The sequence below is a fragment of the Rhizobium sp. Leaf262 genome (genome assembly GCF_001422245.1).
GTDB lineage: Bacteria > Pseudomonadota > Alphaproteobacteria > Rhizobiales > Rhizobiaceae > Agrobacterium.
The window spans coordinates 26,861-52,548 of the sequence record NZ_LMMM01000002.1 but is presented as its reverse complement, the minus strand read 5'-3'; the positions used below and the strand labels follow the sequence as shown (position 1 = coordinate 52,548).

The 25,688-nt window shown below is 57.6% G+C and carries 22 protein-coding genes; 11 read left to right on the top strand and 11 right to left on the bottom strand.

Going from position 1 to position 25,688, the window contains the following annotated elements; translation table 11 throughout:
• Window positions 1–54 precede the first annotated feature (54 nt).
• Window positions 55–1,023, top strand: coding sequence for an HD domain-containing phosphohydrolase (locus tag ASF29_RS03840; protein WP_348271299.1), 969 nt, complete (start codon window positions 55–57; stop codon window positions 1,021–1,023).
• 22 nt (window positions 1,024–1,045) lie between these two features.
• Here the strand turns inward: ASF29_RS03840 and ASF29_RS03835 are convergent, their stop codons facing one another.
• The gene (locus ASF29_RS03835; protein WP_062448769.1) at window positions 1,046–2,713 is read right to left on the bottom strand and encodes an alpha-glucosidase; all 1,668 of its coding nucleotides are present in this window, start codon (window positions 2,711–2,713) and stop codon (window positions 1,046–1,048) included.
• A 165-nt stretch (window positions 2,714–2,878) separates the two neighbouring features.
• Between ASF29_RS03835 and ASF29_RS03830 the strand changes: the two genes are divergently transcribed.
• Window positions 2,879–3,796, top strand: a complete 918-nt coding sequence (locus ASF29_RS03830; protein WP_062448766.1) for a sugar kinase — start codon at window positions 2,879–2,881, stop codon at window positions 3,794–3,796.
• Between the two features lie 80 nt (window positions 3,797–3,876).
• On the top strand, window positions 3,877–4,926 hold the full coding sequence (locus tag ASF29_RS03825) for a bifunctional monoglucosyl/glucuronosyl diacylglycerol synthase (protein WP_062449018.1): 1,050 nt from the start codon (window positions 3,877–3,879) through the stop codon (window positions 4,924–4,926).
• A gap of 209 nt (window positions 4,927–5,135) precedes the next feature.
• Here the strand turns inward: ASF29_RS03825 and ASF29_RS03820 are convergent, their stop codons facing one another.
• From ASF29_RS03820 to ASF29_RS03800, 5 genes are all read right to left on the bottom strand, one after another.
• The gene (locus tag ASF29_RS03820) at window positions 5,136–5,744 is read right to left on the bottom strand and encodes a DUF2026 family protein (RefSeq protein WP_062448764.1); all 609 of its coding nucleotides are present in this window, start codon (window positions 5,742–5,744) and stop codon (window positions 5,136–5,138) included.
• A gap of 69 nt (window positions 5,745–5,813) precedes the next feature.
• Window positions 5,814–6,278, bottom strand: a complete 465-nt coding sequence (locus ASF29_RS03815) for an NUDIX domain-containing protein (protein WP_062448762.1) — start codon at window positions 6,276–6,278, stop codon at window positions 5,814–5,816.
• 23 nt (window positions 6,279–6,301) lie between these two features.
• Window positions 6,302–7,741, bottom strand: coding sequence for a ribosome biogenesis GTPase Der (der, locus tag ASF29_RS03810; protein ID WP_062448760.1), 1,440 nt, complete (start codon window positions 7,739–7,741; stop codon window positions 6,302–6,304).
• 35 nt (window positions 7,742–7,776) lie between these two features.
• Entirely contained in the window at window positions 7,777–8,448 is a 672-nt protein-coding gene (locus ASF29_RS03805) for a tetratricopeptide repeat protein (protein ID WP_062448758.1), read from the bottom strand.
• 153 nt (window positions 8,449–8,601) lie between these two features.
• Window positions 8,602–9,186 carry an NnrU family protein gene (locus ASF29_RS03800; protein WP_062448756.1) on the bottom strand — a complete coding sequence of 195 codons (585 nt, stop codon included), beginning with the start codon at window positions 9,184–9,186 and terminating at the stop codon, window positions 8,602–8,604.
• Between the two features lie 136 nt (window positions 9,187–9,322).
• Between ASF29_RS03800 and ASF29_RS03795 the strand changes: the two genes are divergently transcribed.
• Entirely contained in the window at window positions 9,323–10,306 is a 984-nt protein-coding gene (locus ASF29_RS03795; RefSeq protein ID WP_062449017.1) for a polysaccharide deacetylase family protein, read from the top strand.
• Window positions 10,307–10,362: 56 nt separating this feature from the next.
• Here the strand turns inward: ASF29_RS03795 and sbmA are convergent, their stop codons facing one another.
• From sbmA to glpK, 5 genes are all read right to left on the bottom strand, one after another.
• The gene (gene sbmA / locus ASF29_RS03790; protein ID WP_062448754.1) at window positions 10,363–11,634 is read right to left on the bottom strand and encodes a peptide antibiotic transporter SbmA; all 1,272 of its coding nucleotides are present in this window, start codon (window positions 11,632–11,634) and stop codon (window positions 10,363–10,365) included.
• A gap of 184 nt (window positions 11,635–11,818) precedes the next feature.
• Window positions 11,819–12,571, bottom strand: a complete 753-nt coding sequence (gene map, locus ASF29_RS03785; protein ID WP_062448753.1) for a type I methionyl aminopeptidase — start codon at window positions 12,569–12,571, stop codon at window positions 11,819–11,821.
• A 49-nt stretch (window positions 12,572–12,620) separates the two neighbouring features.
• On the bottom strand, window positions 12,621–13,682 hold the full coding sequence (locus ASF29_RS03780; protein ID WP_062448751.1) for an LLM class flavin-dependent oxidoreductase: 1,062 nt from the start codon (window positions 13,680–13,682) through the stop codon (window positions 12,621–12,623).
• 162 nt (window positions 13,683–13,844) lie between these two features.
• The gene (locus ASF29_RS03775) at window positions 13,845–14,312 is read right to left on the bottom strand and encodes an SRPBCC family protein (protein ID WP_062448750.1); all 468 of its coding nucleotides are present in this window, start codon (window positions 14,310–14,312) and stop codon (window positions 13,845–13,847) included.
• Between the two features lie 68 nt (window positions 14,313–14,380).
• Window positions 14,381–15,874, bottom strand: a complete 1,494-nt coding sequence (gene glpK / locus ASF29_RS03770) for a glycerol kinase GlpK (protein WP_062448748.1) — start codon at window positions 15,872–15,874, stop codon at window positions 14,381–14,383.
• Between the two features lie 159 nt (window positions 15,875–16,033).
• Here glpK and ASF29_RS03765 point away from each other — a divergent pair, with 159 nt between their 5' ends.
• From ASF29_RS03765 to guaD, 7 genes are all read left to right on the top strand, one after another.
• On the top strand, window positions 16,034–16,810 hold the full coding sequence (locus ASF29_RS03765; protein WP_062448746.1) for a 3-hydroxybutyrate dehydrogenase: 777 nt from the start codon (window positions 16,034–16,036) through the stop codon (window positions 16,808–16,810).
• Window positions 16,811–16,833: 23 nt separating this feature from the next.
• A complete protein-coding gene (xdhA, locus tag ASF29_RS03760; protein ID WP_062448745.1) occupies window positions 16,834–18,300 on the top strand; it encodes a xanthine dehydrogenase small subunit in 1,467 nt (488 codons plus the stop codon).
• Between the two features lie 188 nt (window positions 18,301–18,488).
• Window positions 18,489–20,828 (top strand): xanthine dehydrogenase molybdopterin binding subunit, encoded by a 2,340-nt coding sequence (gene xdhB / locus ASF29_RS03750; RefSeq protein ID WP_062448741.1) that lies wholly within the window; start codon window positions 18,489–18,491, stop codon window positions 20,826–20,828.
• 212 nt (window positions 20,829–21,040) lie between these two features.
• The gene (gene xdhC / locus ASF29_RS03745; RefSeq protein WP_062448739.1) at window positions 21,041–21,898 is read left to right on the top strand and encodes a xanthine dehydrogenase accessory protein XdhC; all 858 of its coding nucleotides are present in this window, start codon (window positions 21,041–21,043) and stop codon (window positions 21,896–21,898) included.
• Window positions 21,899–22,122: 224 nt separating this feature from the next.
• Window positions 22,123–23,016: a LysR substrate-binding domain-containing protein gene (locus tag ASF29_RS03740; RefSeq protein WP_062449015.1), complete on the top strand. Its 894-nt coding sequence runs from the start codon at window positions 22,123–22,125 to the stop codon at window positions 23,014–23,016.
• A 101-nt stretch (window positions 23,017–23,117) separates the two neighbouring features.
• Complete coding sequence (gene puuD / locus ASF29_RS03735; protein ID WP_062448738.1) at window positions 23,118–24,365, top strand: urate hydroxylase PuuD; 1,248 nt, start codon at window positions 23,118–23,120, stop codon at window positions 24,363–24,365.
• Entirely contained in the window at window positions 24,362–25,669 is a 1,308-nt protein-coding gene (gene guaD, locus ASF29_RS03730; protein WP_062448736.1) for a guanine deaminase, read from the top strand. The genes puuD and guaD overlap by 4 nt, the downstream gene beginning before the upstream one ends.
• Window positions 25,670–25,688 lie beyond the last annotated feature (19 nt).

The window sequence follows — 25,688 nt, the reverse complement described above, 5'->3', positions numbered from 1 at the left end:
ACATACTCACATTAAATTAAGACAGTTACGTTAAATAACGATCTACGGGAAGAGGTGCCACTGCCGGAGCATTCTGTGGTTGTAACAAGAATAGACAAGTCGCAGTTGAAAATTGGCATGTTCGTAGAAGCGATCGAAGGTGCCTGGCAGGATAGTCCGACATTGGGCAGGCGATTTACTGTCCGCTCCGGCAATGAAATAGACATTATCCAGAGAAGCAACATCAGTGCAGTTTTCATCAACACTGCATTGGGGCGTCCTATTGAACACTCCCACGGTTCGGGCGCGCGCAACATTGCGAGTGCAACCAAGCAGGACAGGATAGAAACCTCTCTGAAGATCAAGGGCCAGACTGCCGAAGCACGCTCGCTGATCGAGGACGTCTGTCTGGGTCGAACGATCACGGTGGAAGCTTTCACGCCTTTGGTGACCGATGTGGCCCGGACGATGGAAGAGAACCCTTCGCTCTACATTGGCATGTCGCGTCTGCGCTTCCGAGACAGCGCGACCTTCGTTCACTCGCTTGCAGTCGCCGCCCTGTTGCTGCATTTCGGAAGATCGATGCACATGGACGACGAAACCGTCGAACATCTGTGCATGGCCGGCATTCTGCACGACATCGGTAAGCTGACCATCCCTTTGACTATTCTACAAAAGCAGGGACCGTTGAACACTGCAGAGCGCTACACGGTCGAGGAACATCCCGAACGCGGCTATCAGCTGCTCTCCACACACGGCAGGATGCCTGCGCTGGTTCTCGATATCTGCCGGTCCCACCACGAACGTCTGGATGGCAAGGGCTACCCCAACAGGCTGAGCGCCGACGAGATCAGCACCGAAGTTCGCATGAGCACGATCTGCGATGTCTTCGACGCACTCACGTCCACACGCCCCTATAAGAAAGGCTGGTCATCCCAGCAGGCCCTTAGCTGGATGATGTGCCGGGAGGAGCAGTTCGACAAAGCGCTGCTATGGCAATTCATCCTCAGTCTCGATCCGGAGATGACGAAGGGTATTCTGTAAGCTTGCGGCGAACGCTGCCTCCTCACGTCAAAATCCCGCAAAAGGCATCCAGCCCATCCAGCTTGACGACCCCGGCGTCGAAATGCGGTGCAAAACCCGGCATTTGCAATACCTCACCGAACTTCAACTCGCTCGGGACGAGATAATCGACAGGCTCGCGGGTAAGATTGAAAACGAAGAGCATCGTCTCATCATTCTTCGTGCGCGTGAACGCCAAAAGGTCCTGCTGCGTGTCCAGAAAATGCATGTCGCCATCGCGCAGCACGGCGTGTCGCTTGCGGAATTCCAGAACGGCTTTGTAATGATTCAGGACCGAATCCGGCTTGCGCTGTTGCCCATCCGCCGCCAGCATGGCGTGGGCGTAGGGAACAGGCAGCCATGGCTTTTCCGCCGTCGTGAACCCGGCATTCGGACTTCCCGTTTCCCATACCATTGGCGTGCGGCATCCATCGCGGCCTTTGAAGGCGGGCCAGAAGCGAATTCCATAGGGATCACGCAAATCTTCGAAGGCGAGCTCGGCTTCCGTCAGCGCCAGTTCCTCACCCTGATAGAGGCAGATAGAGCCACGCAGGCTCGCAAGAACATTGAAGGCGAGCTTGGCGACACATGTCTGCTCTTCGACACCCTCTGAAAAGCGGCTCAGATGGCGCACGACGTCATGGTTGGAGAACGCCCAGCACACCCAGCCATCGGTTACGGCCTTGTCGAAACCATCCACGGCGTCACGAATGTGCTTTGCGGTAAAATCCGGCCCCAAAAGGTCGAAGGTGTAGCACATGTTGAGCTTGTCATTATTGGACGTATAAGCCGCAACAGTTTCGAGCGAGCGAGCGCCGTCCCCCACCTCGCCTACCGTCATGCGCCCCTGATACTCATCAAGCAGCGAACGAAAACGTTGGAGAAACGCAATGTTTTCAAACTGCGTCTTGTCGTGAACGTGGCTCTGCATGCCGTAGGGGTTTACATCCGGCGCGTCCAGACCCGCGTCGTCACTGTCGGGTGCATGTGGAGGATTATCGCGCAACAGCTTATCGTGGAAGTAGTAATTGACCGTATCGAGCCGGAAACCGTCGACACCCCGCTCCAGCCAGAACCGCACCGTTTCCAGGAGCGCATCCTGAACCTCGACATTGTGGAAGTTCAAGTCCGGCTGGGAGGTGAGAAAATTGTGCATGTAATATTGCTTGCGCACGCCGTCCCATTCCCAGGCCGGACCGCCGAATACGGAAAGCCAGTTGGTGGGAGCGGTGCCATCCGGTTTGGGATTGGCCCAGACATACCAGTCCGCTTTGGAATTTGTACGGCTTGCGCGGCTGTCCTTGAACCAGGGGTGCTGGTCAGACGTATGGGAGATGACCTGATCGATGATCACCTTAAGACCCAGTCGATGTGCCTCGGCTATCAGTTGGTCGAAATCCGCAAGCGTTCCAAACATCGGATCGACATTGCAATAGTCGGAAACATCGTAACCCATATCCGCCATGGGTGATGTGAAAAACGGCGACAGCCAGATGCCGTCGACGCCAAGCGACGCGATATAGGATAGACGCTTGGTCACGCCGGCAAGGTCGCCATAGCCGTCGCCTGTCGTATCCTGAAACGAGCGGGGATAGACCTGATAGATCACCGCTCCCCTCCACCAGTCTCCGTCTTGTGTGGCAGTCGTGGTGGAGGTGTTCAGGTCCGGCATGGGCAATCTCCAGTGAATCTCGCCAAAGCATATAAAGCCCTTCCCCATTCGTAAACGGCAATCGTGCTGCATTTGCGAAGAGGTGACACTCATAAGATGACTTGCCCTTGCCAGCCTGCGACAGGCATTGTAATGCGAAGCGTCAATTTTCGGGAGGTAATTGCAGTGGCTGGACGGTTTCTTTCTATCGGCGAATGCATGGTGGAGCTTTCGCAGGCAGGAGACGGCCTGCTGCGCAAGGGCTATGCCGGAGACACGCTCAACACCGCATGGTACGCACGCGCCTGCCTGCCCGCCGACTGGACAGTGGATTACTTCACGGCATTGGGCGATGATTCTCTTTCCGAAGAGATGCTGGCTTTTATTCAGGCAGCAGGCATCGAGACCGGCAACGTGTCTCGCATCAAAGGGGGAACGCCGGGCCTCTACCTCATCAACCTGATGAACGGGGAGCGCACATTCAGCTACTGGCGCAGCACAGCCGCAGCACGCCAACTGGCAGCCGATGCCGATCACCTGCGGGGTACGATTGAAGCGGCGGACCTCATCTATTTCTCCGGCATAACGCTTGCCATTCTTGCCAACCCCAACGCCGTCGACACGTTTCTCGCGGAGATGCGTCGCGCCAGGGCATCGGGAAAGCGCGTGGTATTCGATCCCAACATTCGCCCTCGCCTGTGGTCCGACAAGCAAACGATGCTGGACACCATCACCGACGGCGCGCGCGCGGCAACACTGGTCATGCCCAGTTTCGATGACGAAGCCGGCAATTTTGGCGACGCCGATGTTGAGGCGACCATATCCCGGTATAGAGCACTCGGCGTTCAGGACATCCTTGTAAAGGACGGGGCAAAGGGCGCGACCCTGGACTTTGGAGGAGTGCGCAGCCACGCGCCTGCGGTTCAATCCGCTTCCGTGGTGGACACCACGAGCGCCGGTGACAGTTTCAACGGTGCCTTCCTCTCCAGGCTGGTGGCCGGCGCTGCACCGTACGACGCCGCAGCTTTCGCCGCCAGGGTGGCAGCCACAGTCATCGGTCATCATGGCGCACTGATCGATCCCGCACGATTGCCCAAGAGCTGACATGAAGCTGTAACACGCCTGTCGCATACACGCAGAAGCCCGGCATGGTCGGGATTCGCAAGCGCGGGGGTCGGCAAGGCATGACCAGAATTACCATCGTGACCGATGCCTGGCATCCACAGGTCAACGGCGTCGTCCGCTCCATAGAGAACACCAATGCCGAGCTGGAGCGCATGGGTGTCGAAGTCTGCATGGTCACACCACAGAGTTTTCATTCGGTACCCTGCCCGACCTACCCTGAAATCCGCCTTTCCGTCGCTGGCTATCGTCGCGTGTCGAGAGAGATCGAAAAAAGCCAGCCTTCCTACGTCCACATCGCCACGGAAGGTCCGCTCGGCTTTATGGCGCGACGCTGGTGCATCAAGCACGGCATGCGCTTCTCCACCAGTTACCATACGCGTTTTCCCGAATATGTCGCAGCGCGCTTTCCCGTACCGGAAAGCTGGCTCTATGCGTTCGTACGCTGGTTTCACAACGGCGGCAGTGCATGCATGGTGGCAACGCCGAGCCTCGAGAGCGAACTGAACGCGCGCGGCGTCAAGAACCTCAAACGCTGGAGCCGTGGCATCGATTCAGCGCAGTTCTTCCCGCGCGAAAAAATCGCTCGTCCCTTTGGCCTGCCTCGACCGATCTATATGACGGTCGGTCGCGTCTCGGTGGAAAAGAACCTGCCAGAATTTCTCGATCTCGACCTGCCCGGATCGAAAGTAGTGATCGGCGATGGCCCGGCCCGCGCCGACCTTGAAGGCAGATATCCCAACGTCCTCTTCACCGGCGTAAAAACTGGCAGAGAACTGGCGGATGCCTATGCGCAGGCCGACGTCTTCGTCTTTCCGTCAAAGACAGACACGTTCGGCAACACCATTCTGGAAGCATTGGCAAGCGGTGTGCCGGTCGCCGCCTTCCCCGTGACCGGACCGATTGATATTCTCGGCGGATTTCCGAAGGCTGGAGCGCTCAACGACGATCTGCGCACCGCCTGCCTCGCAGCACTGGGATGCGCCCCGGATGCAGCACTGTCTCTGTCGAAGTCCTATTCCTGGGAAACGGCCTCGCGGCAATTTTTGAACAACGTAACCTCTGCCGCCAGCAGCGGCATGCCGGAATTTTACGCAGCATCAACGGCATGATTGCCGAACTGCGCATGAAACGGTCGACAGCGACGAGGAAAATGCCCGACGGGTGTTCGATTTTTTGTGAAGGCGGCTGGACGAAGTCTGCTCGTCCTGTCACAAGGCGAGCGGGATGCGACTGCCGCTATCTATAGAGCGGGGTCGGGCTGCTGATTGACGTCAGGCGGTTGCCGCGAGATTACGCTGGCCGTCCTCTTTACCCGCCATCACCACGCCCCTGTCAAAGCATTACCCGTCAAGAGAATAGTCCGGTCTGCTCCTCTGCTGTCGCTGACCGATATGGACGTCTGCATCTGCTTCGGCGACTTGCTAAACCAGCCTGCGGCAATCGATGCCAGATCACCGATCATGGCGTGCTTGCGCCAATCGGCAAAGCGCTTGGCTGTCGCATCAGGTTCGGACTTGTAGAAGAAATCACCCGACCGCACCAACTCGTTGATGGAAGGCGCCATGGAGGCCAAGGGTCGCTGAAACATCTTTGCGGGAACGGCTAGCTCACGCGCAGTCTGCGAAAACGCTGGTGCCATGAAGTCGATTGCCCAGCCATCCGCCTCCACCCAACAATGAAAATTCTCACCCGCACCCGTCACATGTCCATCTTCGCGATGGTCCGCAAAGAGGATGAGTGTGCCATCGAGGTTATAGGCGGCAAGCCCACCTTTTGGCTTCGCCTTCACCTTGTAATGGTGCTCCAGAATGAAGGCCCCAAACGTGCTGAAATACATCGACGCGGTCGCGGGATCGGCATTCTCGTTGATCAGCAGGCTGTTGATGACGCGGTAGATGCGATGATAATCGGTCTGCTTGATCAGCATGATCGTTCCTAAAAAGTATTGTCGATGCGTGCACGGAGCGATGCTGCGAGCCGCTTTAAGCGATACGGGCTACGGTGTTTGAATGCGCAGATATTTCGATGGACTGCGTTGAACGAACTCTGCCTCAATGTGCCGGATCACTTTGCGCTGGCCCGCGAAAGGCAACATGGTCAACGCCTCGTTGAAGGACACCCAACGGAATTCACTATGCTCTTCATTGATCGTGACTTCCGCATAGGCATCGACAACTCCGACGAAAACCGGCAGCAGGCTGATTGCGTTGCGATCTGCCTCGTAGAACTGCTCGCAGATGTCGCCGGAATACAGGTGCTGGCACACCAGTCCCGTCTCTTCCTTCACCTCTCGCAACGCCGTCTGCCACGCAGTTTCGCCATCTTCAATACCGCCGACAATCTGGCACCATTCTCCAACCAAAGTTTGGTTCCGGCGGAGCAACAACACCTGATGGCCGGTGGATGCATGGCGGATAATGACAACCGATACCGCGAAACAACGGATTGGAATGTCCGCCATGAGTTTCACTCCGTCGATGAAGCCTACCGCTTCTTCTTCGCCTTGTGCTCAAACGGATTGTCCGAACCACGATAATGCACGCGGATCGGGACGCCCGGCATGTCGAAGTCCTTGCGCAGATTGTTGACAAGATAGCGCGTGTAGGATTCCGGAATGGCCTCCGGACGCGTGCAGGAAATCATGAAGGCAGGCGGGCGGGCCTTGACCTGTGTCATGTATTTCAAGCGCAAACGACGACCGGACACAGCCGGTGGCGGATGCTGCGTGACCTGCGCATCCAGCCATTTGTTGAGCTTGGCGGTGGAGATGCGGCGGTTCCAGATCTTGTCGGTGTCGATGATATTCTGCATCAACCGGTCAAGACCATAGCCCGTGTGGCCCGACATGGGCACGGCACGAATGCCGCGCGCCTGCGGCAATAGTCGCTCGGTCTTCTCACGCAGATCGGCGAGAAATGCCTGCGGGTCTTCAACCAGATCCCACTTGTTGAAGGCAAGCACGGCGGCGCGACCTTCACGGATGACAAGATCAACCAGCTGCAAATCCTGCTTTTCGAACGGAATGGTCGAATCGAACACGATGACGACGGTTTCCGCAAAGCGGATGGAGCGCAGCGAATCCGCAACCGAGAGCTTTTCCAGCTTCTCCGTCACGCGGGCCTTGCGCCGCATGCCAGCCGTATCGAACATCTTGATGGTGCGGCCACGCCAGTCCCATTCAACCGAAATACTGTCGCGAGTAATGCCCGCTTCCGGGCCGGTCAGCAGGCGCTCTTCGCCGAGATAGCGGTTGATGAGCGTGGATTTGCCAGCATTCGGGCGACCGATGATCGCCACGCGCAGCGGCTTGGTCTCATCGTAGACAGGCTCTTCTTCGTCCTCGTCTTCCTCGCCATCAAGGTCGCCGTGGCGCAGAACGACATCGGTTTCGGCCTCGTCGAAATCGTCCTCCGGCGGAAACGCCACGTCTTCGCCAATGGCGGCAACGATGGCATCACGAAGATCGATCATGCCCTGGCCGTGTTCGGCAGAAATCGGGCAAGGTTCACCGAGGCCCAGCGTATAGGCATCGTAGAAGCCGCCATCGGAGCCGCGCGCTTCGGACTTGTTGGCCACCAGCACCACGGGCTTGCCACGACGGCGCAGCATTTCGCCCAGCGTCTGGTCAGCAGGTGTCAGGCCGAATTTGGCATCCACCACGAACAAAGTGAGATCAGCCTCTTCGATGGCCTCTTCGGTCTGTGCCCACATACGGCCCTGAAGCGTGTCCGGCCCGGATTGCTCCAGACCGGCTGTATCGATGATGGTAAAGCGCAAATCCACCAGCTTCGCGTCGCCGGGGCGGCGGTCGCGGGTCACGCCCGGCGTATCGTCAACAAGCGCCAGCTTCTTGCCAACCAGACGGTTGAACAGCGTGGACTTGCCGACATTGGGACGTCCTACGATGGCGACGGTGAAGCTCATGGGAGAACCCTTACTTGAAGAACCAAGGCGCGAATTTACGCGGCCTTGCCGGAAGCGGCAATATTGTCGAGCATGATCTGCGCGCGGCTTGTCACGTTGCGCGGTGCCTGAACGTCTGCGGTGATCTGCTCGAACCACTGCTTCGCCTTGACGAAATCGCCTGCCTTATAGGCCGAAAGACCAAGCGCCTCGCGCGCGGAATTGCGCATGGCCTGCCCCTCGCCCGTCAACACTTCGGCCTGAGCGGAAACCTGCTCGTACGTGCCCGTATCGACCAGCAACCAGGCGGCACGAACCTTTGCGGTATCGCGGAAGACCTGCGGCGCGCTGTTGTCATCGCCAATGGCGGTGAAAGCGGCAACTGCGCCTGCTGTGTCACCCTTCTGTGCCAGAAGCGTTGCCGAACGGAACTTGGCCAGAACCGGATAGGAACCGTGACCGGCAGTTTCCAGATCGGAAAACGCCTTGAGCGCCTCATCGTTCTTGCCTTCCTGCGCGAGCTTCAGGGCGCTTGCGAACTGATCCCCGGAGGAGGAGGCGCGGCTGGTATTCCAGTATTCATAGACACCGGCACCCACCGCACCGAGCACGATCAGCACCGCAGCGCCGATGACGACAACTCCGTAGCGTCCCCAGAAATTGCTCAGTTGCTCAGAGCGGATCTGCTCGTTCACTTCGCGGATGAAGCTGTCATTCTCGTTCGCCATTGAATTCTCCGTTACCCGCACCGGAACACTTGCCGTTCATCCGGTCTGCGGACATGCCAATGCCCTTGTCGCGATCAGCAAAAAGGCCAACCACGATCATTGGTCGGCCTTCTAGCCTATTTTCCCTTATATGTAAGGGGAAAAGTCACTTTCTCACATTGCGAGCGGCTGCACGCCAATCAACCATTCGTGCAGCTTCCAGATGAAGGCCGCCCAAAGGACGATGCCAAGCGCAATGGCAGCGACATCATATCGTGCCGAAACGAAGGAGCGGCTGACGACTTCGCCGGCACGCGCACGTCGTTTCAAGAGAATGCGCATCACAACGCCCCAGGCAAGAAAGGACGCGAAGAGAATGACCGACGACGTCTCGCCATTGGCAAGAAGATGCGCCGTGGCCCAGATCTTCACAGAAAGAACAAGCGGATGTTTGGTCTTAGCAACGATATGACCGGCGGGCAGACAGCTGGCCGCAAGACAGATCATCGCAAACAGCATCAGAGTGAGCGCTATATGGCTCATCCAGATCGGCGGATTGTAAAGCATTCCCGTCACCTGCCGTGCTTCGCCGAAGGAATAGGCAACCAGCGCGATGGCGAGAATACTGACCAGTGAGTAGACGATTTTCCATGTACCGGTGCCAAGACGCGCGATCATGCTCTCACGCCAACCGGGCGCGATGAACCGCAGGGAATGCGTGGCAAAAAAGAAGACAAGACAGACGATCAGCAGCAACATTGGCAATGCTCCCAGCAGGATGTGGAAAAAGGCGCGTTAGTGAATTATGGCCAAAAGCCTGAAATTGCCAGACAAATCAAAGCTTCGCCTTAATGCCGCGTCAAAAGACCCCTGCCTTTCAAAAAAGTGGTCAATGATGTTTCGTAGCCTTGCCGTTTTGAGTTTGTCCATTTCCGTTGCCTTGCCAGCCTTCGCGCAGCCTGCGGAGAAGCCGAAACAGCTTGTGATGGTCTCCTTTGACGGCGCTGGCGATAATTCGCTTTGGGAGCGCAGCCGCGCGACGGCCAAGGACGTGGGCGCACACTTCACCTATTTTCTAGCCTGTACGCTGGTGATGGATCGTAGGACCAGCGCCAAGAGCTATCAGGGTCCGGGCCAGAAGACCGGTCGTTCCAATGTCGGCTTTGGCCAGTCCATCGAGGAGGTGGAAACCCGCCTCCACCACATCTGGGAAGCTAAGCAGGAAGGCCACGAAATCGCCAATCACACCTGCGGACATTTCGATGGCGGCAACTGGACAGCGGAACAATGGGACGCGGAGTTCACGACCTTTACCAGTACGCTGGAAAATGCCTGGCAGATGATCGGCAAGAAGGGCGAGGAACCGCAAGGCTGGCGGGATTTCGTCAAGAGCATCAACGGCTTTCGCGCGCCCTATCTATCGCAGAGCGACGCCCTGACGACAGCCCAGAAGAAACACGGTTTCGTCTACGACGCGACGAGCATTACCAAAGGTCCCGCCTGGCCTGCGAAGAAAGATGGCATCGAACACTTTGGCCTTCCCCTCATCCCGGAGGGGCCGAACGACCGGCAGATCATCGCCATGGACTACAATCTTTTCGTGCGCCACTCGATGGCCATCGAGAACCGGGAAAAATCAGCCGAATTCGAAGAGCGCGCTTATAAAGCTTTCCGCGCGGCGTTCGACAAGCAATATGACGGCGAGCGCATTCCCCTCCAGCTTGGCTTCCACTTCGTCAGGATGAACGGCGGCGCCTATTGGAACGCCTTTGAACGGTTGCTGCGTGAAGTGTGCCACAAGGAAGACGTGGCCTGCGTCAGCTACGCCGAGGCGATGCCGATGATCGAGGCCCGGCGGGCGCAGAAATCCGAGGGATAAACGCCGCGCTCCATCCTTCAAGAAAAAAGGGTGGCGCATGGCCACCCTTTTTTATGTCACGTCGGCTTGTTGGCAGCCATTTCTCCGCCTTCGGCCTCGCGCTTCAGGTAGCGCTGGTCGATTTCAGGCAATGGTTTGTCGTCGATAGCTGCCTCGAAGGCTTTCAGACGCTTGTGGATGGACAGAAGCTCGATGATCGTCGTCCAAGAATTGACCAAGTACTGGAATGAATTACTGACCTGACCGAACGCCGTGGCGATCTGCTGGTAAATACCATAGGTGATCTTGCCTGCCACGATCGTTGGAACGAGCATCAAAAGCAGGAAAACGGCATCAGCCTGAATGTAGAAATAGCGGGCGACGTTGAAGTAGAGATAGTGCCAATACATACGGAAATAGTTTTTTCGAACATTTCCGAAAAGTTCTTTCACGGTCACGGGATCGGCGCGCTCGGCATGATCCTCACCATAGACCAACTCTTTTCGGTAGGCAGCTTCCACACGTTGATTCCGGAAGTTGAGGCCCGGCAATTTAATACCGACCGTTGCCAGCAGAATCGTTCCGAACGCTGACCACAGGATTGCTAGCCAGAAGAGAGCGTGAGGAACTTCACCAATGATAGGAAGCTCCGAGACATAGCTTGAAAGGGCGAACAGAATTGGAAGAAAGACGACGAGCGTCATCACTGAGTTGATGAGCGTGATGCCAAGTCCTTCAACGGTGGCCGAAAATCGCATTGTATCTTCTTGAACACGCTGCGATGCGCCTTCGATATGGCGCAGCTTGTCCCACTTCGACATGTAGAAGTTGTTCATCGCCGTGCGCCAACGAAAAACGTAGTGGCTGGTAAAGAAGTCCGTCAGGATCGAAACCGCCATGCTGAAGAACACCAGCTTCGCAAAAATAATCTGCAAGCTGTAGAAATCCCATGCAGTTATTCCAGGCTGCTTGGAAAGCGCGTTCTGAAGAAGATCACCAAAGGGTCGTCTGAAGTTGTTGATGACCACCGTCACCTGAACGCCAAAATATGTAACTGCGATAATCAGCAACGAACCCCATATGGACCAGTATTTCCAGGGATGATCTCGTGCGATCACCGTCCAAACCGCGCCGAACAAGCCAAGGCAAACAGCCAGATAAGCATAGAAATACAAGTTGGCCGGCACAACGAAATAGCTGAGATCGTATGGCTCCTGCTCCGGCATCACATACCCAAGAGAGTCCCCGAGGGCTTGAAATACGAAGTACCAGCCAAAAATAGCGACGAAGGCCCAGATGACAGCAGACGTGAAAAACAGTTTGGGTTTTGGGAAGAAGGAATGAAACACGGTACAAACTCTCGCGAGTTGGGGTCAGCCATTATTGGCGAAGCAGTTTGGTGGGAAACTAGGCCAGAAATTTGTGCACAGCAATGCGGCAAGCGCTAACTTACGAAGATGTAAGATAGATTGGTGTTCGCACGGCTGTACATTACAAAACCTTTACTTACGGAAGGCCTACAAAGGGCAAAAATTACTCGGCAAGCGTGAGAATAAGCGGGCCGTTTTTGGTTGCCACCACCGTATGCTCGAACTGCACGGTCGGCGCGCTGGGGTCGCTGAACAGCGTCCAGGGGTCGTCGTCGCCATCTTCGGCCCAGTAAGCGCCCATGGACAGGAACGGCTCGACCGTAAACACCAGGCCTTCGGTCATGATGCGGGTTTCGTCCTTGTCTGGCCATGTGGCAAGCTCGGTCGGCTCCTCGTGCAGCGAGCGACCGATGCCGTGGCTGGCAAGGTTGGTGATCAGCGTGTAACGGTTCTTCTTGGCAAACGCGCCGATGGCATTGCCGATATCGGCCAGCGGGCGACCCGACTTGATCTGCTGAAGACCCGTCCACATGGCGCGCTTGCCGTCCCGGCACAGCCGGTCGATCTCTTTCTTCACCGGCGGAACGGCAAAGGACGAGCCGGTATCGCCGAAAAATCCGTCCTTGACCGCGGACACATCGATGTTGACGAGATCACCCGCCTTGATGATCCGTGGGCCTGGAATGCCGTGGGCCACTTCCTCGTTGACGCTGATGCAGGTCGCACCGGGAAATTGATAGCAGAACTCCGGTGCTGACTGCGCGTCGTTGCCTTCCAGCACCCTGCGTCCAATCGCGTCCAGCTCCAGCGTGGTGATGCCAGGCTCCAGAGCGTCGGCCATGGTCTGCATCGCCAAAGCGCAGATACGCCCAACATCCTTGAGCTTCGTAAGTTCTTCTTCGGTGGAAATAACCATGGTCGTTCCGTGCTTCGGTCAGCCGCCCCGGCAACTGACCTTTCTCCATTCAGGCCGTGGCTTTCACCCTATCGGCACTGCCAGTCAATTCTTTTCTGACGATCGGCGCGACTTTGGTGCCGTAAAGTTCGATACCGCGCATGATCTGGTCATGCGGCATGAGGCCGATGGCCATCTGCAACAGGAAGCGGTCATTCTTGAACGCGCCGTGCGCCTTGATAATCTTTTCCGCCACCAGTTCCGGCTCTCCAAGGAAAAGATTGCCCTCGGCACTCCGTGCCACATCGTACTGGGCTCGGTTGGTCGGCCCCCAGCCGCGCTCACGACCCAGCCGGTTCATGACTTCGGCCTGCGGGCCGTAGAACTGATCGGCTGCCTTGTCGGTGGTATCTGCAATGAAGCCGTGCACGTTGATGCTCGTCTTCTGCTTTGCCGCATCCTGACCGGCGCGACGCGCCGCTTCCCGGTAAAGATCAAACAGCGGCGCATAACGGCGATATTCACCGCCGATGATGGCAAGAGCGACCGGCAGACCCATGGCACCCGCGCGGGCGACGGATTGCGGCGCTCCACCCACGGCAATCCAGATCGGCAGATGTTCCTGCAAGGGGCGTGGATAGACCCCTCGCCCGTTGATCGGCGGATGCTTGCTGCCGGACCATGTCACGATTTCCTTTTCCCGAAGCGCCAGTAACAGGTCCAGCTTTTCGCTGAACAGCTCGTCATAGTCTTCCAGATTATACCCGAACAGCGGATAGGACTCGATAAACGAGCCGCGTCCGGCCATGATTTCCGCCCGCCCGTTGGACAGAAGATCGACGGTCGAAAACTGCTGGAAGACGCGAATGGGATCATCCGAACTCAAGACGGAAACCGCGCTGGTCAATCGTATGTTCTTCGTCTTGACGGCAGCTGCGGCCAGCACGGTGGAAGGCGAGGAAATGGCATAGTCCGGGCGGTGATGCTCACCTAGGCCGAAGACGTCCAGCCCCACCTGATCGGCAAGCTCGATCTCCTCGATCAGGTTCTTCAGACGCCGCGCACCTTCCGGCCCCTTTCCCGTCGATGCATTCGGATCGACATCCGCGAATGTGTAAAGACCAAGTTCCATGCCAAATCCTCGATAACGCTCATTGAGAGATAGGCATAGAAACCGGCCGAGGCAAATCGAAAATCCGGAACTGCCTCTTCGAAGGCATCGCTGGAAAGAGAATCGAAAATCAACGGCTTGCAGACGCCGTTGCGATCTCTTCATCAACCCTTTCAAGTGGCATCACAGGCGCTGCAACAGTGCTTCCATCTGCTCGGCGGCGGCATTCCAACCTTCTTCGAAACCCATTTCGCGATGGGTCTGCATGTCTTCAGCCGTCCAGTGCAGAGCGCGCGCCACATATTTCGTCGCGCCGTTTCCGGCGTCCTCAAACGTCACATAACCCGTCATGAAAGGACGATCCCCTGGCACCCAGCCCTCGCGGAAGGCATCAGTGAAGACCAGCCGCTGATTGGCGACCACATCGAGGAAGATACCGAGATTTTCGTATATTTCGCCCGTGGGGGCATGCATGGTGGTGTTGAAGGCGCCACCGGGGCGCATGTCTATGACGGCATGCGATGTCCGGTAAGGCAGTGGCGCCCACCATTCAATGAGCAAATCCGGGTCTGCCCACGCCCGGAAAACCTTTTCCGGCGGCGCATTGATGATCCGGCTCAGTGACAATTCATGCTCTGCGATCTTCGGCATCCGCTGTCCCTCCCCCTGTGGCAGCAAACACCATATCGCATTTTAGCAATAACTATAACTCAGCATTTTTAGCTATGGCTGAGCGTTCTGCGCACGGCATTCTTCCAGCCTTTCGTTTTGCGTTCGCGCGTCTCATCATCCATCTTCGGCTCGAAACGACGATCCCTCGACCAGCTTTTGGCGAACGCCTTCATGTCAGGCCAGACACCCGCCTTGCTGCCCGCAAGCCAGGCGGCACCCAGTGCCGTCGTTTCCAGAATGACCGGGCGGTCCACCGGCGCGTCGATGAGGTCGGACAGGCGCTGCATGGTCCAGTCGGAGGCCACCATGCCGCCATCCACGCGCAGAACCGTATCGCCATTGGCGTTCTTCCAGTCCTTGTGCATGGCATCCAGCAGATCACCGGTCTGGTAGCAAACGGCTTCCAGTGCCGCGCGCGCAAATTCCGCCGGACCTGTGCCACGCGTCAGCCCGAACATCGCCCCGCGTGCATCAGCGTCCCACCACGGCGCACCGAGGCCAACGAAGGCCGGCACCAGATAAACATCCTGCGCAGGGTCTGCCTTGTCCGCCAACGCACCAGTCTCCGAAGCGGAACCGATGACCTTCAGCCCGTCCCGAAGCCACTGCACGGCGGCACCTGCGACAAAGATGGAGCCCTCGAGCGCATAGATCGTCTTGCCATCTAGCCGGTAGGCAATAGTCGTCAACAGCCGGTTCTTGGAGCGAACCATGTCTTCGCCGGTGTTGAGAAGCGCAAAGCAGCCGGTGCCATAGGTGGATTTCAGCATGCCGGGTTCGAAACAGGCCTGCCCGATAACGGCAGCGTGCTGATCGCCCGCCACACCAAGAATCGGGATCGGCGCGCCGAACAGTTCCTCATCCGCCACGCCGAATTCGGCGGCGCAATCCAGCACTTCAGGCAAAACCGATGGCGGCACGTCGAGGATTTCCAGAAGCTGCTTGTCCCACACATTCTTTTCAATGTTGAACATCAGCGTGCGCGAGGCATTGGTGGCATCGGTAACGAAAGACTTCCCGCCCGTCAGCCGCCAGATGAGAAACGTATCGACCGTGCCGAAGCAAAGCTCGCCCTTTTCGGCCCGCTTGCGCGCACCCTTGATCTTGGAGAGAAGCCAGGACAGCTTGGTGCCGGAAAAATACGGGTCGAGCAGCAGACCGGTTTTCTTGACGAAGGCCTTTTCGTGACCTTCCTTCTTCAGCTTTTCACACAGCTTGGCGGTGCGCCGGTCTTGCCAGACAATGGCATTGTGCAGCGGCTTGCCGGTGTCGCGTTCCCACAACAGCGTAGTTTCGCGCTGGTTGGTGATGCCGATGGCAGCGATGTCGGAGGCTTTCAGCTTGGCTTTTTCAAGTGCCTGCTTGATGGACCAGACGACACTTTCCCAGATTTCCTCCGGGTCATGCTCCACCCAGCCCGAATTTGGAAAAATCTGGCGGAACTCCTTTTGTCCCGTTCCTGCCACCTGCATGGAACCATCGAAAACAATGGCACGCGTCGATGTCGTGCCTTGGTCGATGGCGAGAATATAGCCGCCCATTCATGCCTCCCGGAAATCAATGTCGCGCAACACAATATGAGCAGCCCGTAAAGTCAAGCCACGGCAAGTGCGCGCTGTTGTGAAATCCGATTGCCAGTTCCCCCGGTTTAAGCATAACCTGATGTAAAGCGTTGCAACGTTGGGTAAAAAGGGGAACGCATGCATCGAACTGTTATAGTAACCGGCTCTACCAGCGGTATTGGTCTGGCCATCGCGCAGGCCTTCGCGAATGATGGCTGCAACGTCATGCTCAACGGCTTCGGCGATGAGCATGAAATCGAGGACACACGCCTTTTGATGGAGGCCGAGAGCGGCACCCGCGTTCTTTACCACCCCGCCGACATGACCAAGCCCGACGAAATCGCCGACCTGATCAAAACCACACACGAGAAAATGGGTGCGGTGGACATCTTGGTCAACAATGCCGGTGTGCAGCATGTGGCCCCGGTGGAGGAGTTTCCGCCGGAAAAGTGGGACCAGATCATCGCCATCAATCTAACCAGTTCCTTCCACACCATGCGGGCTGTTATTCCACTGATGAAAGAGGCGGGAAAAGGCCGCATCATCAACATCGCCTCTGCCCACGGTCTCGTCGCCTCGCCGTTTAAATCTGCCTATGTGGCGGCAAAACATGGTATCATCGGCCTGACGAAATCCGCAGCGCTGGAGCTGGCAGAAACCGGAATTACCGTCAATGCCATCTGCCCCGGCTATGTGCTGACCTCTCTGGTGGAAAAGCAGATACCCGATACGGCCAAGGCACGCGGCATCAGCGAGGACGAGGTGAAGAACGACGTTCTCCTGCGGCTGCAAGCAACGAAGGAATTTGTGACGGTCGAGGATATCGCAGCAACCGCGGTTTTCTTGGCCAGCGATGCGGCCAAGCAGATCACCGGCACGCATATTTCCATCGATGGCGGCTGGACCGCCCAATAACGACAAGCATACGAAGGCATGGCATGAAAGACGCAATCAGCTTCATCCTCAATAACGAGACCGTTTCTCTCAGGGATTTCGGCCCGACGGAAACGCTGCTCGATTATCTGAGGCTGCGAAAGAGACTGACCGGCACCAAGGAAGGCTGCGCCGAAGGCGATTGCGGCGCCTGCACCGTGCTGGTCGGACGGCTGATGGATGGTTCGTTGCGTTATGAAACCGTCAATGCCTGTATTCGCTTCATGGGCTCGCTACACGGCACCCATATCGTCACCATTGAGCATCTAGCCGGCAAGGACGGCGTTTTGCACCCGGTGCAGCAGGCGATGGTGGATTATCACGGCTCGCAATGCGGCTTCTGCACGCCCGGCTTCGTCATGTCGCTTTATGGCCTCTGGCTGACCAGCAACAAGCCATCGCGCGCCGATATCGAAAAAGCCTTGCAGGGCAATCTCTGTCGTTGCACCGGCTATGAGCCGATCATCCGCGCCGCCGAAAGCGTGACAGCTGCCAAGCCAAGCACATTGTTCGACCCGATAGAACGCGACCGCGCCAGCATCATGTCCCGCCTCTGGGCCATTCCGCTCAACGAGACGATCACCGTCACCAAGGATGACTGTCGCACGATCATTCCCGGCAACCTGTCGGAATTTGCCACCGCCTATGCTGCCGAGCCAAAGGCCACCATCGTTGCAGGCTCCACCGATGTCGGCCTGTGGGTCACGAAGCAGATGCGGGCGCTGAACCCGGTCATCTTCATCAATCACCTCAGCGAGCTGCAATCCATATCCGTCAAGAATAACGGAATTTCGATAGGCGCTGGCGTGACTTACAGCCATGCCTTCACAGTTCTCGCAAAGCACATTCCGCCCTTTGCCCGCCTGATCGACCGCATCGGCGGCCAGCAGGTGCGCAATATGGGGACCATCGGCGGCAACATCGCCAACGGCTCACCCATCGGCGATACGCCACCGGCATTGATCGCGCTTGGCGCAACGCTGACGCTGCGCTCCTCATCCGGCAGCCGGACCATGCCGCTCGAAAAATACTTCATCGACTATGGCAAGCAGGATCGTTTCTCTGGCGAGTTCGTGGAAAAGATTGTCGTGCCGATCCCGTCTGACGATGTGCACTACGCTGTTTACAAGATTTCCAAACGCCGCGATGAGGACATCTCCGCACTTTGCGCCGCCTATTATCTGAAGCTAGATGACGCAGGCAGTGTCGAAGACATCCGCATCGCCTTCGGCGGCATGGCTGCAACGCCGAAACGTGCTGCGAAGCTGGAAGAAGCGTTGATGGGCCAGCCTTGGACCATGGAGACCATCGAAGCTGCCCGCGATGCAATCGACGAGGATTTCCAGCCGCTGACGGACTGGCGCGCGACGGCAGAGTACCGGATGTTGACGGCGAAGAACCTGCTGACACGGTTCTTCCTTGAGACATCCGGCGAGCGCCAGGAATTGCAGCGCTTCGAGGAGATGGCGTGATGATGAAAAACGGTCAATCCGCTCTCCCCCTCATTCCTTTGCTTGTCACAGGAATCCAGTGCGCCCAAGTCTTTGGGCGCGAAAGACTCATTCACGGCGCAGACGCGCCGTGGCTGGATTCCTGTGACAAGCACAGGAATGAGGGAGAGGTTTGTTCTACCTTTCAAACAGAAAGGGAGGCCTGAGCCATGGACACCAACACCTTCGAGCGCACCAAAACCGTTGTCGATGGCAAGATGCATGGCTCCCTGCGGCATGATTCAGCGCACAAGCATGTCACCGGAAGTGCCGAATATATCGATGATATTCCCGAACCGGCGGGCATGATCCATGGTGCCATCGGCATGGCGGATCGCGCCCATGCCGAAATTATCGCGATGGACTTGTCCGAGGTGGAAGCCACGCCCGGCGTTCTCTGGGTGATGACGGGCAAGGATGTGCCCGGCGAAAACGATGTTTCCTCCGGCGGTTGTCACGACGAGCCGCTGCTGGCGGAAAAGCTGGTGCAATTTCACGGCCAGCCGATCTTTGCCGTGTTTGCCGAAACCCGCGATATTGCCCGTAAAGCAGCGCGCAAGGCGAAGATCACCTACAACCATCTACCGCACTGGAGCGATATCGACGGCGCCACGGAAAATGGCGAACCGCTCGTCACCCCCGGCATGACGCTCCAACGTGGCGAGGCAGAGCTGGAAATGGATGTCGCACCGCGCCGCCTGACCGGCACGATGCGCATTGGCGGGCAGGAACATTTCTATCTCGAAGGCCACATCGCCATGGCGGTGCCGGGCGAAGACAATGAAGTGACTGTTTGGAGTTCCACCCAGCACCCCAGCGAAATCCAGCACATCGTCAGCCACATTCTGCAGGTGCCATCCAACGCCGTCACCGTGCAGGTGCGGCGCATGGGTGGTGGCTTTGGCGGCAAGGAAACGCAGGGCAACCAGTTTGCCGCACTCTGCGCCATCGCCGCCAAGAAGCTGAACCGTGCCGTCAAAATGCGCCCTGACCGCGATGAAGACATGACCGCAACCGGCAAGCGCCACGACTTCCGCGTCGATTACGAGGTGGGTTTCGATGACGAAGGCCGCATCCACGCGGTGGACGCCACATATGCCGCCCGCTGCGGTTTTTCCTCCGACCTTTCCGGTCCGGTCACCGACCGCGCACTGTTCCACGCGGATTCAAGCTATTTCTATCCGCATGTAAAACTGCAATCGAAGCCCTTGAAAACGCACACGGTTTCCAACACGGCCTTCCGTGGTTTCGGCGGCCCGCAGGGCATGCTGGGGGCGGAACGCTTCATAGAGGAAATCGCCTATGCGGTGGGCAAAGACCCGCTGGAAATCCGCAAGCTGAATTTCTATGGCCAGCAGGGTTCGGGCCGCACGACCACCCCTTACCATCAGGAGGTCGAAGACAACATCATCGCCCGCATCGTCGAAGAACTGGAGACGTCCAGCGAGTATCAGGCGCGGCGACAGGCGATCATCGCGTTCAACAAGACCAGCCCTATTATCCGCAAGGGCATTGCGCTGACGCCGGTGAAATTCGGCATTTCCTTCACTATGACCGCCTTCAACCAGGCAGGCGCGCTGGTACACGTCTATAATGATGGCTCCATCCACCTCAACCATGGTGGCACAGAGATGGGCCAGGGCCTCTACACCAAGGTCGCGCAGGTCATTGCCGATGCGTTTCAGGTGGATATCGACCGCGTCAAGATCACTGCGACCACAACAGGCAAGGTGCCGAACACATCCGCGACTGCCGCCTCTTCCGGCACGGACTTGAACGGCATGGCCGCCTATGATGCGGCCCGCCAGATCAAGGAGCGGCTGGTCAAATTCGCGATGGAAAAATGGAACGTAGGCGAAGACGAAGTCACGTTCCTGCCGAACCGCGTTCGCGTAGGGACGGAAGAAATCGGCTTTAACGACTTCATTAAACAGGCCTATTTCGCCCGCGTCCAGCTTTCCGCTGCAGGCTTTTACAAGACGCCGAAAATCCACTGGGACCGGGCCGCAGGCAAAGGTACGCCCTTCTATTACTTCGCCTATGGCGCATCGGTCTCGGAGGTCTCCATCGATACGCTGACCGGCGAATATATGATGGAGCGCACCGACATTCTCCACGATGTCGGCAAATCGCTGAACCCAGCCATCGATATCGGCCAGGTCGAAGGCGGCTTCATTCAGGGCATGGGCTGGCTCACGACTGAAGAATTGTGGTGGGATGCCAAGGGCCGCCTGCGCACCCACGCCCCCTCCACTTACAAAATCCCCCTCGCCTCCGACCGTCCGAAAATCTTCGACGTGAAGCTGGCAGAATGGGCCGAAAACGCCGAGCCCACCATTGGCCGCTCGAAGGCCGTAGGCGAGCCGCCGTTCATGCTGGCGATTTCGGTGCTGGAAGCGCTGTCGATGGCGGTGGCCAGCGTTGCGGATTACAAGGTCTGCCCGAGGCTGGACGCGCCCGCAACGCCTGAGAGGGTGCTGATGGCGGTGGAGCGGTTGAGGAAGGTGTGAGGTGATGAGGCAAGCCTTGAGTTTGCGGCAAAGCCCCCTCTGGCCTGCCGGCCATCTCCCCCACAAAGGGGGAGAAGATATGCCGCGCTCCCTCCGTCCCTCATTCACCCGCCTACTATTGAAGCAAAGCCGTCACCTCACGGTTTCTCCCCCCTTGTGGGGGAGATGGCCGGCAGGCCAGAGGGGGCTCGCGGGCACCAAGGCCAACGCCCATGCCTGACACCCCCATCTCCACTTTTCTCGACGAATCAATCTCCACCATCCTCATCGAAATCAGCTCCGTCAAAGGCTCCGCCCCAAGAGAAGCCGGAACCTTCATGCTCGTTTCGAAAACCGAGATATGGGAGACCATTGGCGGTGGGCAGTTCGAATATATGGCCATCGACCACGCCCGCGCCATGCTGGCAGGCAAGACTTCCATTGACACCATAGACATCCCGCTCGGCCCGGAAATCGGTCAATGCTGCGGCGGGCGCACCTTGTTGACGTTCACCAAGGTCACGCCCGCAATTGCCGAAGGCCTCAAGCAGCGGCTCATGCAAGAGCATCAGGCCCAACCCGCTGTCTTCATTTTCGGCGCTGGTCATGTCGGCAAGGCTCTGGCGCAGGCATTGGCCCTCCTCCCCCTCTCTATCACCGTCATCGAGACACGGCGTGAGGAATTGGCGGGGCTGCCTGAAACCGTGTCATCCCACCTCACCGCCATGCCCGAGGCAATAGTGCAAACCATTCCGGCAGGCGGCACGATCATCATCGTCACCCATGACCACGCGCTGGATTTTCTGATCGCCAAGGAAGCGCTCGCCCGCGACGACTTGGCCTATGTCGGTATGATCGGCTCCAAAACCAAACGCGCCACCTTTGCGCATTGGCTGGAGCGTGAAGGCGTCTCGACATCGGCGCTGGAGCGACTGGTTCTGCCCATCGGCGGCAATGTCGTCAAAGACAAACGCCCCGCCGTCATAGCGACCTTGGTAGCATCCGAAGTGCTTCACGCAATTCATCGCTTTGCCGCGCCCGCCCCGGCCCGATCTGATCGCGACCATCCAGCAGGCCAAGATCGCGCTTGATGTGGTCTTGCATTTCATCTTCCTGAGACGGACTCACTTGGACCGATGTCTTGGAAAACCAGTCCAAAATCCAGGCACGCGCAAATAGCCGTGGCCAGACGCTGAAAGCGGCTGTACGCATATCATTTCTCCAAAGTTCTTTTGATGCTATGGAGAAGGAATGCACCTGTTTTCATGGAAAAACCAATGAAACTTCCGACGATACGGATAAAGAGAACTTATCCATGAAACTGTCCCGCAACGTTCCCTTGAATGCCATGCGTGTGCTGGAAAGTGCCGCCCGTCACCTCAGTTTCACCAAGGCTGGCGAAGAGCTTGGCATGACGCAGACGGCAGTCAGCTACCAGATCAAATTGCTGGAAGACTTCGTCGGCGCGCCGCTGTTTCTGCGCAAGCCACGGCAGGTGGCTCTGACCCAGACGGGCGAATTGCTGGCAGGCCGCGCGACGCAAGCCTTTGGCATTCTGGCGACGGCATTGGAAGAGGCTCGCGCCAGAACGGAGGATGTCCTCGTCATCTCATGCACCACGACATTTGCGCATCAATGGCTGGCCAAGCGCCTGGGCGTGTTTCAGGCACGCTACCCCAAAATCTCGTTGCAACTGTGCCTGTCCAACGAAATCGTGGATTTCGCCCACACCAATGTCGATATAGGCATTCGCTGGGGCAAAGGCGACTGGCCGGGCGTCATCGGTCGTCGCATCATGCGGCTGGATTTCGCCCCGGTCGTCAGCCCGAAGCTGGCGGCCACTATCGGCGGTTTGAAGCATCCGGGCGATATTCTGAAACTGCCAATTGTCAGCCCGAATGACCGCTGGTGGAAACACTGGTTTGCGGAAGCGGGCGTGACGGAAACCGATCTCGACACTCGAACTGGCAGCGATTTCGGCATCCAGAATCTTGAAGCGCAAGCGGCCATCGCGGGTCATGGCGTCGCCATCGTCAATCCCGTGCACTTTGCCGAAGACATAGCCTCCGGTCGCCTGCTTCAACCTTTCGACCTCGTCTGCAATGATGGGCATGATTACTGGATCGTCTATCAGGAAGGCCGCCGCAAGGTTGCCAAGATCAAAGCGTTCAGCGAGTGGATAGAGGAAGAGTTTCCGACAGAGACGTGAGGGCCACTGTTTACCCTCAACAAATCTGTCGGTTTCGCAGGTTCCCTCTTTTCTGACGGTCGAATTTCTCGCACAGTGCAGTGCAACGTCAGGGGAACATAATGTACGAATATGCCATTGCGTGGGAATGGATGGCCTTTGCCGTCCGCTGGGTGCACGTCATCACCGCCATTGCCTGGATTGGCTCGTCCTTCTATTTCATCGCGCTGGATCTGGGTCTGGTGAAGCGCCCGAATATGCCGCCGGGTGTTTATGGCGAAGAGTGGCAGGTGCATGGCGGCGGTTTCTACCATGTGCAGAAATATCTGGTCGCGCCAGCCTCGATGCCGCAACATCTGACATGGTTCAAATGGGAAAGCTACGCCACATGGCTCTCCGGTTTCGCCATGCTCTGTGTCGTCTATTATGGCGGCGCGGATTTGTTTCTCATCGATCACTCCGTGCTGGAACTAACGCAGTTTCAGGCCATCTGTCTGTCGCTGGCGTCGCTGGCCATCGGCTGGGTGTTTTACGATCTGCTGTGCAAATCCTCCATCGGCAATAACACCTGGGGCCTGATGGCGGTGCTCTACATCGCACTGGTAGCGATGGCCTGGGGTTATACGCAAATCTTCACCGGTCGCGCCGCCTTCCTGCACCTGGGCGCGTTTACCGCCACCATCATGTCGGCCAATGTCTTCATGATCATCATTCCCAACCAGAAGATCGTCGTCGCCGACCTCATCGCCGGTCGCACGCCGGACCCGAAATATGGCCGCATCGCCAAGCAGCGCTCACTGCACAACAACTACCTGACCCTGCCCGTCATCTTCTTCATGCTGTCGAACCATTATCCGCTGGCCTTTGCGACGCAGTTCAACTGGATCATTGCGGCGCTGGTGTTCCTGATGGGCGTCACCATCCGCCACTGGTTCAACACCACCCACGCCCGCAAGGGCAGACCCACATGGACATGGCTGGTCACAGCGCTGATCTTCATCGTCATCATGTGGCTTTCCACCGTGCCGAAGGTGTTGACCGGCGAGCAGGAAGAAAAAGCAGCCAAGCTTTCCTCCACGCAGCAGCTTTTCGCAGCCGATGTGCATTTCGCCTCGGCGCGCGATGTGGTGCAGAGCCGCTGTTCCATGTGCCATGCGGCAGAACCGGTGTGGGAGGGCGTGCCCTTCACCCCGAAGTCGGTCAAACTGGAAACCGATGCGCAAATTGCTTCGCATGCGCGGGAAATCTATTTACAGGCAGGCCGCAGCCATGCGATGCCCCCCGGCAACATCACGGCGATCACGCCGCAAGAACGCAAGGTGCTGACCGCTTGGTATGAGAGCGCCATGTCCCAAGGAAAAACAGAATGAGCATGCTTCTGCTGCGCGGACGACTTCTAAGCTTCAACCGCGCGCCGCTCTCAATCGACGATACGGCCAGTTACCTCTACATCGAAGACGGCGGTCTGCTGTTGGAAAACGGCAAGATCAGCGCCATTGGCGACTATACGGATATCCGCAAGTCAGCGCCTGAAGACATCGAGGAAAAGGACCACCGCCCTCACCTCATCGTGCCCGGCCTCATCGATTTGCACATGCATTTTCCACAGATGCAGGTCATCGGCTCCTATGCCGCCAATCTTCTGGAATGGCTCAATACATACACCTTCCCGGAGGAATGCCGTTTCGTGGAAAGCGCGCATGCGCAGCGCATAGCCACCCATTTCTATGATGAGCTGATCCGCCACGGCACCACCACGGCAGCGGCCTATTGCTCTGTCCACAAGACCTCCGCAGATGCCTTTTTTGCCGAAGCCATGAAGCGCAATATGCTGATGGTGGGCGGCAAGGTCATGATGGACCGCAACGCGCCACAAAGGCTGCTGGATACGCCGGAGCTTGGTTACGATGAAACCCGGCAGGTCATTGCCGACTGGCACGGCAAAGGCCGCAACCACGTTGCCATCACGCCGCGCTTTGCCATCACCTCGACACCAAAGCAGATGGAAGCAGCACAGGCTCTGGCGCTGGAGTTTCCCGCTCTCTTCATCCAGACGCACCTCTCCGAAAATCTGGACGAGATCAAATACACCTGCGAGCTTTATCCAGAGGCCATCGACTACACGGATATCTATGTCCGTTACGGCCTGATGGGCAAAAAGACCCTGCTGGGCCACGCCATCCACCTGTCGGATCGTGAAGCCGATGTGCTCTCGGAAACCGGCGCGGTGGCCGTGCATTGCCCCACCTCCAACCTGTTCATCGGCTCCGGCCTGTTCCCGATGAAGAAGCTGCAACGGCGTGAAAAGCCTGTTCGTATCGCTGTCGCCACCGATATCGGCGGCGGGTCGAGCTATTCCATGCTGCGCACCATGGACGAAGCCTACAAAATTCAGCAACTGCTGGGAGAACGTTTGAACCCGCTGGAAAGCTGGTACCTGATGACCCGCGGCAATGCCGAAGCTCTATCCATGGTTGATCGCATCGGCACTCTGGAAGCTGGCACGGATGCGGATATTACCGTGCTAAATGCAGCATCCACGCCCGCAATGGCACTTAAGATGGAAGTCGTCACCAGTCTGACGGAAGAGCTTTTCCTGATGCTGACGATGGGAGATGACCGCACAGTGGTTGAAACTTATATTGCGGGTTCGGCAATCAAAAGTATTATTTAGTTTATTAGAATAAGCTTTC

Excerpts from the sequence above, each read along its gene's own strand:
- ASF29_RS03835 (WP_062448769.1), bottom strand. The coding sequence starts at position 2,713 with ATGCCGGACCTGAACACCTCCACCACGACTGCCACACAAGACGGAGAC.
- ASF29_RS03825 (WP_062449018.1), top strand. The coding sequence starts at position 3,877 with ATGACCAGAATTACCATCGTGACCGATGCCTGGCATCCACAGGTCAAC.
- ASF29_RS03820 (WP_062448764.1), bottom strand. The coding sequence starts at position 5,744 with ATGCTGATCAAGCAGACCGATTATCATCGCATCTACCGCGTCATCAAC.
- ASF29_RS03815 (WP_062448762.1), bottom strand. The coding sequence starts at position 6,278 with ATGGCGGACATTCCAATCCGTTGTTTCGCGGTATCGGTTGTCATTATC.
- der (WP_062448760.1), bottom strand. The coding sequence starts at position 7,741 with ATGAGCTTCACCGTCGCCATCGTAGGACGTCCCAATGTCGGCAAGTCC.
- ASF29_RS03805 (WP_062448758.1), bottom strand. The coding sequence starts at position 8,448 with ATGGCGAACGAGAATGACAGCTTCATCCGCGAAGTGAACGAGCAGATC.
- ASF29_RS03800 (WP_062448756.1), bottom strand. The coding sequence starts at position 9,186 with ATGTTGCTGCTGATCGTCTGTCTTGTCTTCTTTTTTGCCACGCATTCC.
- ASF29_RS03795 (WP_062449017.1), top strand. The coding sequence starts at position 9,323 with ATGTTTCGTAGCCTTGCCGTTTTGAGTTTGTCCATTTCCGTTGCCTTG.
- map (WP_062448753.1), bottom strand. The coding sequence starts at position 12,571 with ATGGTTATTTCCACCGAAGAAGAACTTACGAAGCTCAAGGATGTTGGG.
- ASF29_RS03780 (WP_062448751.1), bottom strand. The coding sequence starts at position 13,682 with ATGGAACTTGGTCTTTACACATTCGCGGATGTCGATCCGAATGCATCG.
- ASF29_RS03775 (WP_062448750.1), bottom strand. The coding sequence starts at position 14,312 with ATGCCGAAGATCGCAGAGCATGAATTGTCACTGAGCCGGATCATCAAT.
- glpK (WP_062448748.1), bottom strand. The coding sequence starts at position 15,874 with ATGGGCGGCTATATTCTCGCCATCGACCAAGGCACGACATCGACGCGT.
- ASF29_RS03765 (WP_062448746.1), top strand. The coding sequence starts at position 16,034 with ATGCATCGAACTGTTATAGTAACCGGCTCTACCAGCGGTATTGGTCTG.
- xdhA (WP_062448745.1), top strand. The coding sequence starts at position 16,834 with ATGAAAGACGCAATCAGCTTCATCCTCAATAACGAGACCGTTTCTCTC.
- xdhB (WP_062448741.1), top strand. The coding sequence starts at position 18,489 with ATGGACACCAACACCTTCGAGCGCACCAAAACCGTTGTCGATGGCAAG.
- xdhC (WP_062448739.1), top strand. The coding sequence starts at position 21,041 with ATGCCTGACACCCCCATCTCCACTTTTCTCGACGAATCAATCTCCACC.
- ASF29_RS03740 (WP_062449015.1), top strand. The coding sequence starts at position 22,123 with ATGAAACTGTCCCGCAACGTTCCCTTGAATGCCATGCGTGTGCTGGAA.
- puuD (WP_062448738.1), top strand. The coding sequence starts at position 23,118 with ATGTACGAATATGCCATTGCGTGGGAATGGATGGCCTTTGCCGTCCGC.
- guaD (WP_062448736.1), top strand. The coding sequence starts at position 24,362 with ATGAGCATGCTTCTGCTGCGCGGACGACTTCTAAGCTTCAACCGCGCG.